Origin of the sequence: Bartonella sp. AP58NXGY (assembly GCF_042195785.1) — a bacterium.
Taxonomy (GTDB): domain Bacteria; phylum Pseudomonadota; class Alphaproteobacteria; order Rhizobiales; family Rhizobiaceae; genus Bartonella.
This window is the reverse complement of record NZ_JBHIOY010000007.1, coordinates 18484-31731: the sequence shown is the minus strand read 5'-3', so window position 1 is coordinate 31731 and position 13248 is coordinate 18484. Positions and strand designations below refer to the sequence as shown.

At 37.6% G+C, this 13248-nt stretch carries 9 protein-coding genes and 1 pseudogene; 6 read left to right on the top strand and 4 right to left on the bottom strand.

Features of this window, described 5'->3' with window-relative positions; all coding sequences use genetic code 11:
• The 3 genes from ACFINC_RS05905 to ACFINC_RS05895 all read right to left on the bottom strand — a co-directional run bounded on the left by ACFINC_RS05905 (window position 1) and on the right by ACFINC_RS05895 (window position 5628).
• Window positions 1-1308, bottom strand: coding sequence for an MFS transporter (locus tag ACFINC_RS05905; protein ID WP_375616511.1), 1308 nt, complete (start codon window positions 1306-1308; stop codon window positions 1-3).
• A 544-nt stretch (window positions 1309-1852) separates the two neighbouring features.
• Complete coding sequence (locus ACFINC_RS05900) at window positions 1853-3163, bottom strand: MFS family transporter (RefSeq protein WP_375616510.1); 1311 nt, start codon at window positions 3161-3163, stop codon at window positions 1853-1855.
• 1157 nt (window positions 3164-4320) lie between these two features.
• Entirely contained in the window at window positions 4321-5628 is a 1308-nt protein-coding gene (locus tag ACFINC_RS05895; protein WP_375616571.1) for an MFS family transporter, read from the bottom strand.
• 220 nt (window positions 5629-5848) lie between these two features.
• On the opposite strand from ACFINC_RS05895, the gene ACFINC_RS05890 reads away from it, so the two are divergent.
• From ACFINC_RS05890 to ACFINC_RS05870, 5 genes are all read left to right on the top strand, one after another.
• A complete protein-coding gene (locus tag ACFINC_RS05890; protein WP_375616509.1) occupies window positions 5849-6643 on the top strand; it encodes a thymidylate synthase in 795 nt (264 codons plus the stop codon).
• Window positions 6640-7149 carry a dihydrofolate reductase gene (locus ACFINC_RS05885; RefSeq protein WP_375616508.1) on the top strand — a complete coding sequence of 170 codons (510 nt, stop codon included), beginning with the start codon at window positions 6640-6642 and terminating at the stop codon, window positions 7147-7149. The genes ACFINC_RS05890 and ACFINC_RS05885 overlap by 4 nt, the downstream gene beginning before the upstream one ends.
• A 118-nt stretch (window positions 7150-7267) precedes the next feature.
• Complete coding sequence (gene hflK, locus ACFINC_RS05880; protein WP_375616507.1) at window positions 7268-8407, top strand: FtsH protease activity modulator HflK; 1140 nt, start codon at window positions 7268-7270, stop codon at window positions 8405-8407.
• A 2-nt stretch (window positions 8408-8409) separates the two neighbouring features.
• Window positions 8410-9348, top strand: a complete 939-nt coding sequence (gene hflC / locus ACFINC_RS05875; protein WP_375616506.1) for a protease modulator HflC — start codon at window positions 8410-8412, stop codon at window positions 9346-9348.
• A 151-nt stretch (window positions 9349-9499) separates the two neighbouring features.
• Window positions 9500-11026: a Do family serine endopeptidase gene (locus ACFINC_RS05870; protein WP_375616505.1), complete on the top strand. Its 1527-nt coding sequence runs from the start codon at window positions 9500-9502 to the stop codon at window positions 11024-11026.
• Window positions 11027-11462: 436 nt separating this feature from the next.
• Here the strand turns inward: ACFINC_RS05870 and ACFINC_RS05865 are convergent.
• A pseudogene (locus ACFINC_RS05865) lies at window positions 11463-11651 on the bottom strand (2,3,4,5-tetrahydropyridine-2,6-dicarboxylate N-succinyltransferase); the annotation flags it as partial.
• 706 nt (window positions 11652-12357) lie between these two features.
• On the opposite strand from ACFINC_RS05865, the gene miaA reads away from it, so the two are divergent.
• Window positions 12358-13230, top strand: coding sequence for a tRNA (adenosine(37)-N6)-dimethylallyltransferase MiaA (miaA, locus tag ACFINC_RS05860; RefSeq protein ID WP_375616504.1), 873 nt, complete (start codon window positions 12358-12360; stop codon window positions 13228-13230).
• Window positions 13231-13248 lie beyond the last annotated feature (18 nt).

Here is a 13248-nt window from a genome sequence, read left to right as displayed (position 1 = left end):
TTAATGTTTTTCATTTTCTTGGAGGTAGCCTCCTTTACGCATACTCGGAACAAAGAGAAGAGCAATGAATGCCATGATCATCACGACAGTTATATAAAAATAAAAGAGTGATTCATGACCGTACTTTTTTAACCCAAGCGCAACGTATTCAGCAGAACCACCAAATAAGGCGTTACCAATGGCATGAGAGATGCTAACGCCTAATGCGCGTATTGAAGAGGGAAACATTGCTGATTTGACGACACCAGAGATGGATGTATACATGCTCATAATGAAGAGCAAGCCAATAATGACGGAAAAGGCAACCCATATACTATGCGTATTACCGATTATCCAGAGTCCAGGAAATGTAAAGATGACAGAGAGTATACTCCAAATGATAAGTAAAGTTTTTGTTCCAATTTTATCGGCTATGATACCAGCTATGGGTTGGAATAGGATGAAAATAAATAGTACAGCTGTCATAATCGTTGTTGCTGTATGTTTATCAAAGCCGGTGGTTGTGATCAGATATTTTTGCATATAAGTCGTAAAGGTATAAAATGTGAGTGATCCTCCTGATGCAAAGCATGCAATTACGACAACGGCTTTTGTATGCTTGGTGAGAAGTTCCTTAAGACTGCCAGAGTGTTTGTGAGAGCGGCTTTCTTTCGTGGTTGTTTCGTGGAGAGAACGACGCAGATAAATCGCAATCACTGCCCCGAAACCACCAATTACAAAAGGAATGCGCCATCCCCATGCTTTTAACTGATCTTCAGAGAGATAAGATGCTAGAATAAATATAATGAAGCTGGCAAGAAGTTGACCTGTAATAAGAGTGGCAGATTGGAAAGAAGCGAAAAGCCCACGATGTTTTTTGAGGGCAACTTCACTCATATAAGTGGCTGCTGTACCATATTCACCACCCGCTGAAAGTCCTTGCATCATCCGAGCTAAAAGTAAAAGGATTGCTGATGTTATTCCCAAGGTTTCATAGGTGGGAAGTATGGCAATGAAAAAAGAGCCACCACACATCATAAAAATGGATATAAGCATCGAGCGTTTACGTCCATAACGATCGGCGACAAATCCTAAAAACCAAGCTCCAATAGGGCGCATAAGAAAGCCAATAAAAAACACACCTGCGGTTTTTAACAGTGGCGTAATCGTATCACCATCGGAGGGAAAGAATTGTGATGCAAAATAAATTGATGCAAATGAGTAAACGTAAAAATCATACCATTCTACGAGATTTCCTGATGCGCTTGCTATAATAGCAAAAACACGTTTTCTTGCATCCTGTGATGCTGAAGTTGTTTCATTTTTCATGAATTGTTCCCCTTTTGGATTTATAGTTCATATTTTCTAAACATAATTGTTTATGATTTCCAGAAAAATTCAATTGTATTATAACAATTTCTTAGGGAAACTCTTTAAGATGATTTATTAGAGTTCTATTGTCATTCGTTTTAAGATTTTTACTTGTGTTGTAGAATAAAAAGTTATCACATTGCATTTAAAGGGAGAGAACATTGAAAAGTAGATCAAGATACCTTTAAACTTGATGAGAAGAATGCAATTATTGGCATCATACCGGAAGATCATAGAAGAGATGGTCTTTATGAGCGGAAAGCCCCAAAACTGAAAATATTTAATAAAGCTTAAATAATGAAAAAGGAGATTTTTGTGTCCTTACTTATCTTGTTGTATCATAACACATCATCATTTAGGAGGGTGAGGTAAGGCTCAGATAAGGTTTTCCGTATGAGTTGTTTGTAAGACGAATACGGGGTGGGCTTTTCGTTCTTTATTAGGGTGGAGAGGAGATCAAAAAAAGCCCAATTTTTTGGGCTTTTTTATCCAGAAAATAAGTTTAATGAAGTCTATCGTCCTTATCGAGATATCCTCCTTTATCTATATCGGGCATAAGGAGAATAGAGATGAGTGCAATGACCATCATACCAACTATGTAATAAAAGAAAACAGATTCGTGTCCCATATTTTTTAATCCAAGCGCTACATATTCAGCAGAACCACCAAACAGTGCATTGCCAATGGCAAAAGCAAATCCAACACCAATTGCTCGGATTGAAGCAGGGAATAATTCTGCTTTTATAATACCAGCAATGGACGTATAAAAACTCATAATACAGAGTATTCCAATAATGATTAAGAGTGCTGTCCATGGATTATGGGCATTCCCGATCATTTTAAGTACAGGAATGGTGCAGATAATGGATAATACACCCCAACTGATGAGTGAAGCTCTTGCTCCAATTTTATCGGCTAGCGAACCAAAAAGCGGTTGGAGTAACACAAAAACAAAGAGGGCGGCAGTCATTATTGTTGTTGCGGTTTGTTTATCAAAGCCAGTAGTTGTTATCAGATATTTTTGCATATAAGTGGTGTATGTATAAAATGTGAGTGATCCGCCAGCTGTAAAACCAACAACCAAAAAGAACGCTTTTTTATGATTACGAAAAAGCTCTTTAAGGCTACCAGTATGTTTTGCAGAGCGGCTTTTGAGGGTTGTTGTTTCATGGAGAAAACTACGCAGATAAATTGCAACGATTGCTCCAAAACCACCAATGACAAAGGGAATCCGCCATCCCCACGCTTTTAATTGATCCTCGTTAAGGTAAATGGCTAAAATAAATATTATAAAACTTGCCAGAAGTTGACCTGAGATCGTTGTTGCATATTGAAAAGAAGCAAAGAGACCACGACGGTTTTTGGGCGCAACTTCGCTCATATATGTTGCTGCTGTACCATATTCACCGCCAACGGAAAGTCCTTGAAACATACGAACTAAAAGGAGAAGGAATGCTGCTGTTATTCCCAAGGTTTCATAGGTGGGAAGTATGGCAATGAGAAAAGAGCCTCCACACATCATAAAAACAGAAATAAGCATTGAGCGTTTACGTCCATAGCGGTCAGCAATGAAGCCAAAAAGCCATGCTCCAATTGGACGCATAAGAAAGCCAATAAAAAAGATTCCTGCAGTTTTTAACAGTTGTGTAACGATATCCTCATCTTCAGGAAAAAATTGTGAAGCGAAATAAACCGATGCAAAGGAGTAAGCATAAAAATCATACCATTCTACCAGATTACCTGATGCACTCGATATGATAGCAAAAATACGTTTTCTTGTATCATGTGGATCTAAAATTGTTTGGTTATTCATGAAATATTCCCCTTTTAGATTTATAATTTTTTTCTCTTTAAAGTTGTTTACGATGTGCATTATAAAAATGCTATTGTATCACGATAATTTTTTAGAGAAATATCATTGTAAAGATTTTTTCTAGAGCTATTAATGTTGTTTGGGGCTTACGGTGTTGTTATATTGCGTAAATCATGAGCTTTTTACTATCCTTAAGGAAATATTATTTTTTGTTTGATTGTGAATTATTTGCATGTGAGAGTGTTTATGAAGATATAATACTCTTTAGTTTATATGCTTGATGTTGTTTCGTAAAATGATGTTATTGACTATTGCATGCGAGGTTGGTGTATCAGTTAAAATACTTTTTATGAATGATCTTAAGTGTTAAGGGGGAGTACAATATTAAGAGTTCGTCAATAGTATAATGATAGGGGCTTGCATTTTTATTAAGTGTAAAGAGAGTAATGCCCATGTTTATACTTTACGGGGCTTTTACATTATGTCATTCACGGGTGCCTTCGTGAAATGGAGTTGGGTGCATTGAGAAATGTTTCTTAAAAAAGTGAGCGGATTCATAGCATAATAGTATTTTCTGTTTTTCATGGGTGGCTTTTTTGCCACGCCCCCAATGTTGCGACAGCCCTTGACTTAAGATGATTCATGAGAGCCATTTTTAGTCCTTTCTTGTGCAGTTTTTATCCACACACTCATCCTGCTTGTGATGTGCAAGCGAATGGTTTTGATTGATTCAAGATAAACAGGTTTGAAATGAGAGAATCCTACGATATTCGGGAATTCTCATTCAATATGCAAAACAATGAACACTCTATAAATCAATTTGCTGCTTTGTATGAGGGGACTTAAGAACGTATTAAACAAAAACTTAAGGTAAGGTATTCTCTTTATTATTGATAAAATTTCTTGCAAGATAATCGTTTTGCTTCCATTTTGATTAGGAATGGGGGTATTAAAATAAATCAAAAGTTCTTTATCTTCAGCAAAAGAAGTATTTATTAATAATAATATGCAGCTGTTTATTTTTATAAGCAGTATATGCAAGAGAGAAAATTTCTTCTTTAGGTTTTTGAAGAGATAAAAAATCGTGCGCTTTAAACTTCTATAGGAAAGAATTACAAAAAGCCCAGAATACTGGGCTTTTTTGTTAACATCAAAAGTTAATGAATATCGTCTCCTTGTAAATATCCTTTTTTGCGCGCATCGGGCATCAAGAGAACTGCAATGAATGCAATAATCATCATGCCAGTTATATAAAAATAGAAGACAGATTCGTATCCAAGGTCTTTTAATTCAAGCGCTACGTATTCAGCAGAGCCGCCAAACAGTGCATTGGCAATAGCATAAGAGAATCCAACACCTGTTGCTCGCACTGAAGCGGGAAACATTTCTGACTTTACAATACCAGAGATGGACGTATAAAAACTCATAATGCATAGCATTCCAATAATGACTGATAGAGCAATCCATGTTTCATTAGTGTTACCAATTACATGAAGTCCAGGAATCGTAAAGATAATAGATAAAACACTCCAAATAAGCAGTGAAGTTCTTGTTCCAATTTTATCAGCCATAAAACCAAATGCAGGTTGAAGTAACATGAAAACAAAGAGCGCAGCAGTCATGATTGTTGTTGCAGTATGTTTATCAAAGCCGGTGGTTGTGATCAGATACTTTTGCATATAAGTTGTATAGGTATAAAATGTGAGCGATCCCCCAGCTGTAAAGCCAACAACTAGAAAAAAAGCTTTTCTGTGATTGCGTAGAAGCTCTAAAAGACTACCAGCTTGCTTTTTAGAACGATTTTCTTCTGTGGTTGTTTCATGAAGTGTACGGCGGAGGTAAATTGCAACAACTGCTCCTAGGCCACCAATGGCAAATGGAATACGCCATCCCCACGCTTTTAGTTGATCCTCTGTAAGATAAAGTGCTAGAATGAATATAACCAGACTGGCTAGAAGTTGTCCACCAATCAGTGTGGTATATTGAAAAGAGCTAAAAAATCCACGGCGGTTTTTGAGTGCCACTTCACTCATATAAGTGGCTGTCGTACCATATTCACCCCCGACAGAAAGTCCTTGAAGCATTCGGAGTAAAAGTAAAAGAATTGCTGCTGCCATTCCAATAGTTTCATAAGTAGGAAGTATGGCGATTAAGAAAGAACCACCACACATCATACCAACAGAAATAAGCATTGAGCGTTTACGTCCATAGCGGTCAGCAATGAAGCCAAAGAGCCATCCGCCGATTGGGCGCATAAGAAAACCAATAGCAAAGACACCAGCGGCTTTTAAAAGTTGTGCAACGACATCGCCATCTGAGGGAAAAAATTGTGATGCAAAGTAAATGGATGTAAAAGAATAAACATAAAAATCATACCATTCTACTAGATTACCTGATGCACTGGACACAATAGCCCAGATACGTTTTTGCGTATCATGTGGTGCTAAAGATTCTTGTTTTTCCATAGTCAATCCCTTCATTTCACGTTCACCATTTTTGTTCATTATCACTCTATGTTCTTTTCTTAAGAAGCTGTCTATAGTATTTTATCTTTTGTATAAAAATTTTAGTCAGATCACGATAATTTCTTGTGTAAGATGTTTTCGGATAAAGATTTGAATTATGTTTGTACGAATTTTACAGTTTTTATTTTCTATAATGAGGAGAATCGGACATAATACCCTCATGAAATCATATCTGGCTCTTTTATCCCACGTTTTAAATCAGGGTATTGATCGTACAGATCGGACGGGCGTTGGAACGCGATCTATTTTTGGATATCAGATGCGCTTTGATTTACAAGCAGGATTTCCATTGTTGACGACAAAAAAACTACATTTACGTTCAATTATTTACGAGCTTTTGTGGTTTCTTAAAGGTGATACAAATATTGCATGGTTGAAAGAGCATGGTGTATCAATTTGGGACGAGTGGGCTGATGAAAAAGGAGATCTTGGTCCTGTTTATGGTTATCAGTGGCGTTCTTGGCCTGCTCCTGATGGGCGCCATATTGATCAAATTAGTAATCTTTTAACAATGATTAAGGAAATGCCAGATTCTCGTCGCTTGATTGTATCTGCTTGGAATCCTGCATTAATAGAGGAAATGGCTTTACCTCCGTGCCATTGTCTTTTTCAATTTTATATTGCGGAGGGGAAATTGTCCTGTCAGCTTTATCAGCGTTCGGCGGATATTTTCTTAGGTGTTCCATTTAATATTGCGTCCTACGCATTGTTAACGATGATGATTGCGCAAGTAAGCGGTCTTAAAGTAGGTGATTTTATTCATACTCTGGGGGATGCTCATCTTTATTCTAATCATTTTGAACAGGCAAAATATCAATTGTCTCGTAGACCAAATACTTTGCCATCTATGCGCATAAATCCAGTGGTAACAGATCTTTTTTCTTTTCAATTTGAGGATTTTGAATTGCTTAATTATGAAGCACAACCCCATATTAAAGCGCCGGTAGCAATATGATGATTTCCATTTGTTTCATTGCTGCGGTTGCAGAAAATGGTGTTATCGGTCGTGAAGGTGCCATGCCTTGGCATTTATCAACGGATTTGCAACGCTTTAAAGCTTTGACATTGGGTAAGCCCATTATTATGGGGCGAAAAACTTGGGATTCTCTTGGGCGCCCTTTACCTGGGCGTACAAATATCGTCGTTACGCGTGATTGTACCTTCAACGCTGAAGGGGCTGTTGTTGCTCACTCTTTATCGCAAGCTTGCTCTCTTGCAACAAGCGTTGCTTCTCAAAATGATGTAAAGGAAATTTTTATTATTGGGGGAGGAGAAATTTTTCAACAAGGATTGCCTATGGCTGATAAAATATTCCTTACAGAAGTTTTAGCTTCTATAGAAGGTGATAGTTTTTTTCCTGTTTTTGATAAAGAAAAGTGGACTATTGTGCAAACACAAGATATTCCAAAAGGGGATAAAGATAGTCATCCGACACGTTTTGTTGTTTATGAGCGGAAATAATTTTTGTAATATGAAGTGGAAGGGGTTATCAGTTGTATTATAATGAGGTAATAGGCACCCTATAAGATCAAGCAAATGGTTGGTGTTCGAGTAGTGGTAATCAGTTAAAGAGGTGATAATGCCCTGGACAAATCAAAATGGTGGTGGCCCGTGGAGTGGCGATAAAAACAGTGGTGACAAAAAAACACCAGCTAAGAATATCTTTGGTTCTGGTGGCAATCATGGTAGCGAAAATGGTCCTAATCTTAATGATATTTTGCGCAAAGGGCAGGATCAGTTTAAACAATTTGGGAGAAGTAGTCTTTCTGTTTTATTCCTTCTGCTTATTGCGTTTTTTTGGTTATACCAGTCAATTTATATTGTTCAGCAAAATGAACAAGCGGTAGAGCTGCGCTTTGGCATCCCTAAAGAAGGCATTATTGGTGATGGCTTGCATTTTCATTTTTGGCCAATTGAGACTTATATGAAAGTACCTTTAACGGAAAAAACAATCGCGATTGGTGGAAAGCCTGGTCAGGCGCAACAAAGTGATGGCTTAATGCTTTCGAGTGATCAGAATATCGTTAATGTTAATTTTTCTGTTTACTATCGGATTGCGTACCCTAGTCAGTTTTTATTTAATGTGAATGATCAAGAGGGAACGGTTCGCCAAGTTGCCGAGAGTGCAATGCGTGAGGTTATTGGTTCGCGGCCGGTTGATGATGTTTTACGTGATAAAAAAGAAGAAGTTGCTAATGACGTTAGAAAGATTATCCAGTTGACTGTAGATAAATATCAGCTTGGTGTTGAAATAAGTCGTGTATCTATCAGTGAAGCTGCTCCTCCGACAAAGGTTGCTGCTGCGTTTAATTCTGTTCAGCAGGCGGAGCAGGAACGTGGAAGAATGATTGAAGAGGGGAATCGTGTGCGTTTTACGAAAATTGGTTTAGCAAATGGTGAAGCTTCACGCACACGGGAAATCGCAAAAGGTGAAAAGGCGCAAATGGTTGAAGAAGCAACAGGGCGTGCTGAACGTTTTCAAGCGATAGCGCGTGAGGCTGCGGTTTCACCAGAAGCTGCGCGCTACCGTCTCTATATGGAGACGATGGGGCGGATTCTGTCTTCACCCAATAAGCTGGTTCTTGATCAAGCAAATTCTCCAGCGGTGCCTTATTTACCTTTGAACGAATTGTTGCGTAGCAAATCATCGGAAAAAGTAAAGGCAACATCAATGCGTCCTGCAGTACTCTTAGATTCTCGCATTTCTGGAGGAGATTAATTATGCAGCAATCTCGTTTTTTGTTTGTTTTGAGTGCTATAGTGTTTGTTTTGATGATTTTGTGGATGTCCGTTTTTATCGTCTATCCTCGTCAACAAGTAGCAATTAAGCGTTTTGGACAAATTGTTCAGGTAGAATCTAATCCTGGAATCTATTTCAAGGCGCCTTTTATCGATAAGATGATCATTGTTGATAATCGGTTATTGCGTTACGATGTTCCTACACAATCTGTACAGGTTCGTGGTGGGGCGTATTATGAAGTGGATGCATTCTTTATTTACCGTATTACAGATCCTAAGTTGTTTTTACAGCGCATTGCTTCTGGACGGCCGCAAATTGCAGCCCGTGAAAATCTTGCGCCGCGTTTTATTGATGCTTTGCGCGCTGTTTATGGTAAGCGAGAATTTAAAGCAGCTTTATCGGATGAACGAGGAGCGATGATGGCTGAGGTACAGAAGCAGTTTTCTGTAGATGCAGGCTCGTTGGGTATTACCATTGTTGATGTGCGTATTCGTAAAACCGATTTGACCGATGCTGTTTCAGAAGATGTCTATCGGCAAATGGCAGCTGAACGTGAAGCTGCTGCGGAAAATATTCGAGCTCGTGGTCAACAAGAACGAGATCGTATTGTAGCAGAAGCTAATCGTGAATATGAAGAAATTGTAGCAGCGGCAAAGCGTGATGCTGAAATTACCCGTGGTGAAGGTCAAGCTGAAAGTATTCGTCTTTTATTGAATGCGCGGGAGGCTAATCCGTCTTTTTACGATTTTTGGTTGGCGATGGAACAATACAAGAATTTAGAGAAAACACCGATGGTGATTTCACCAAATGAGGATTTCTTTTTCTATTTTCGTAATCCGCCGCAGGCAAATAAAGCATTCTTACCGACAATGAATACTGGACTTAGTAAAACTGATTCAAAATCGGGAGAGAATAGATAAAATAATGGATTGCAGATACGAGATTTTGCATGAAAAGAATAATCAGTGAGCATTTTCTTTTATGATAAAAGTGGTAGAGAGTATCGAGCCGTGCGGGTTTTACATAGATAAATTTAGTAGGGCTCTTTACGGCTTTGGTTAAAGGCATATCATGGATAGAAGTGTCGTGAGTAAAAGTACGTTTTTGAAGTTTTTTATCACAAGAATTGTTTTTTTTGTGACTTTGTTCATATCAGGATCAGTGAGTTTGTCTTGGGGCGCAGAGACAAGCAAGGCATTGCTTTCTATTCCTGATTTAGCTTCTGAGCTTTTGGAAACAGTTGTGAATATTTCCACAGCACAGACTGTTGAAGGAACAGAACAGGATGAAAATACTGCGGTACCCATTATCCCAAAAGATTCATTGTTGGAGGAATATTTTAGTGATTTTTTTACACCTAAAGATGGTCAAAAAGATAGTCAATTCCAAAAAGTGCGTTCTTTAGGGTCTGGTTTTGTAATTGATGCGCAAAAAGGGATTATTGTTACAAATTATCATGTTATCGTTGATGCTGATGATATTGAAGTTAATTTTACGGATGGAACAAAATTAAAGGCAAAGCTTCTTGGAAAGGATAGCAAAACTGATTTGGCGTTGCTTCAAGTCGATGCAGGAAGTAAAAAATTAAAAGCTGTGCGTTTTGGTGATTCAGAAAAGGCACGTATTGGTGATTGGGTTATGGCTATTGGAAACCCTTATGGTTTTGGTGGAAGTGTAACGGTTGGCATTATTTCTGCACGTAACCGTGACCTTAATGCTGGTCCCTATGATAATTTTATTCAAACAGATGCAGCAATTAATCGGGGCAATTCTGGTGGTCCGTTATTTGATAGAAATGGTGAAGTCATTGGCATTAATACAGCAATTGTTTCACCTTCGGGAGGATCTATCGGTATTGGGTTTGCTATTCCATCGGATATGGCCCTTTCTGTTATTAATCAATTGCGTGATTTTGGCGAAATAAGGCGTGGTTGGTTGGCTATTCGTATTCAGCCGGTGACAGAGGATATTGCAAAAAGTTTAAAATTAGATGATGCTGTAGGGGCATTGGTGGCTGGTAAAATAGAACAGACAAAAGAAAATAATGTAGATAATAGCCAGTTGCAAACCGGAGATGTTATTCTTTCCTTTGGAGATTCCAAAATTAAGCATGCACGTGATTTGCCGCGTTTAGTTGCAGAGAGTTCAGAAGGAGAAGTGGTGGATGTTACTATTTTACGGAATGGGCAAAAAAAAATAGTAAAAGTTAAGCTTGGACGTTTGGTTGAAACAGATCCAAATGAAGATACAAAAGAAGAAGTTAATGATAAAAAAAATCAAGATCTGTTGGAAAATGTGACAATGCAGTTTATGGGAATGACGTTATCTGAACTGACAGAGGATTTGCGTCATCGTTATTCAATTTCAGATAAACTTCGAGGACTAGTGGTGACATCTGTTGCACAAAATAGCGCAGCGGATAAAAAGCGTATTCGCGTTGGTGAAGTGATTGTTGATATCAATCAGAGTTCTATCACAACAATTGATGAGGCTAAAAAACGTATTCATAAATTACGTGAAGCTGGACGCAAAAATGCTCTCTTTATTGTTGCGCGTCCAGATGGAGAGTTACGGTTCGTAACGATCTTAATGGATTGATGTTTGAAAAATTATTTTTTGTTTTTTAGCAGCTTTAGTATATGGGGTATTTTGTAAGTTTGGCATGTAGCCTCTAATATTTATCACACTCATTTCATGGCGGAGAGCATGGATTGTGTAACATAAAATCCATTGAGAACAATCATATTTGATGCTGAATAAAAGTATAAGTTGGCACTATCATATAGCATTAACCCGTTCTCAATGTTGCAACAGTTCTTGCAGTGAGACGGTTCATTATAGGCATTTTTAATCTTTTCTTATATAGTTTTTATCCACACGGTAATCCCACTTGTGATGTGTGCAAGAGGGAAGATTGATTCAACATAGAATAGATTTGAAATGAGAGAATTCTTTTGTTCGAGGTTGTTTTTCAAGTTCAAGACAATGAATTATCATTATAAATCAATACTGTGTCTCATTGTGTCAAAGATCATTAATGAATGTTTTTCTTTCGTGTTTTTTGATCAACGCGTTTTACTATAGCAAAACAATAAAGGCTTGGATTCGCTTTACCATTTGGTAATGGTTTCCAGAGAGAAAATCTAGCACGACCATTGAATAGGCTTGGTACTTTACCAATAAAAATTTCACCTGTTGTACGATCAATAATCTTTGTCGATTTTTATCTCTGTTTGTGATGTGTACGCCAATGGTATTGATATGATGCTTTATGAGAAGAGAAAAATGAGGAAATCATATGATATTGGAGATTCTCATCCAAATTGAAAAATGCTATTGTAAATATAAAGAGTGTTTTGTTCCATGGGATTTGCAGTGCTTTATGATTATGCTTGGTGTGCTATAGCGAATGTTTTTTCACTTCAGTTTAAAAAAGTCATCTTGGGGAAAAATTATATTATATTCAATCAGTTATAGATATTGATACCTTTCTTTGAGGGATAAAAAAATAGTTGTAAAAAAAAAGAGAGGGTGAAGAAGAAAATTTTTGAGGCTCTTATTATAAATCAGCCTAGAATGCTTTTTTTATAGGACAAAATAAAGCTGTTTGATTGTATAGATTAAGCTTCCGTATTATGTTCACCAATGATGACAAAGAGTATGTTTTTGATGTAATGGAAAGAATTATTATAGCTGTGGATTGTTATTGAATGATGATAACAAAAATGCTTTGAAATTTTTTTGATGTTGTTATTAAGTTCATTTGTTTTTTTAATAAGTTTCATGAGATTTTCTTTGTATTAAAAAGAATTTGTGTTCGTATTTTTGTTTAAAGTGTTTACTTTATGATCATGGAGAGAAAATACAGCGGCTTTAGGGGACTGTCATGCATGTTGCAATAAGTTACTGATAGGTAGGGGGTGCTATTCATGACACAGAGAACGATTACATTAATAGCGGGGCCAACGGCGAGTGGGAAGTCAGAACTTGCCTTGCACATGGCTCAAGAAAAAAATGCTCTCATTATTAATACTGATTCAATGCAGGTTTATGATGTTTTAAATATTTTAACAGCACGACCGAGAGAGGCTGATACTGCGATTGTTCCCCATTATCTTTATGGTCATGTGAGTCCTACGTTGAATTATTCAGTAGGGCAATGGTTGTGTGATGTTGAAAAGCTATTGGCTACTTTTTCTTTAAGATCAGTTATTTTTGTTGGTGGGACAGGACTTTATTTTCGTGCTCTTTTAGAGGGGATTTCGGAAATTCCTCATGTTCCAGATGTTGTGCGGCAGAAATGGCGTCTGCTGCTTGATCAAGAGGGACCTGAAAGTCTTTATGACCAGTTGTTACAGATTGATGCTGGTGTTGCTGAAAAAATTTCTTCGCAAGATAGACAGCGTATTGTTCGTGCTTTGGAAGTTTATGATGCAACCGGTAAGAAGCTCAGTTGGTGGCAGAAGCAAAAAACAACGCCTCTCATTGCGTCGAATTTCGCTGAAAAAATTCTTCTCATGCCATCACGCCCTCTGCTTTATGAACGCATTCATAAACGTTTGGACTCTATGATTGAAAGAGGAGCGTTAGAAGAGGTGGTCGCCATGAAGAATCTTATGCTTTCTCCTTCGTTACCAGCAATGAAGGCTATTGGTATACCTGAATTTATGGCTTATTTGGATGGATATAGAAGCTTTGAGAATGCTCTTGAAGATGTGAAAAAACAAACGAGGCGGTATGCAAAAAGACAAATGACATGGTTTCGTAATCAATTTGATGAAGATTGGATGCTTATTTCTTGATGAAAAACTGGAGCTTTG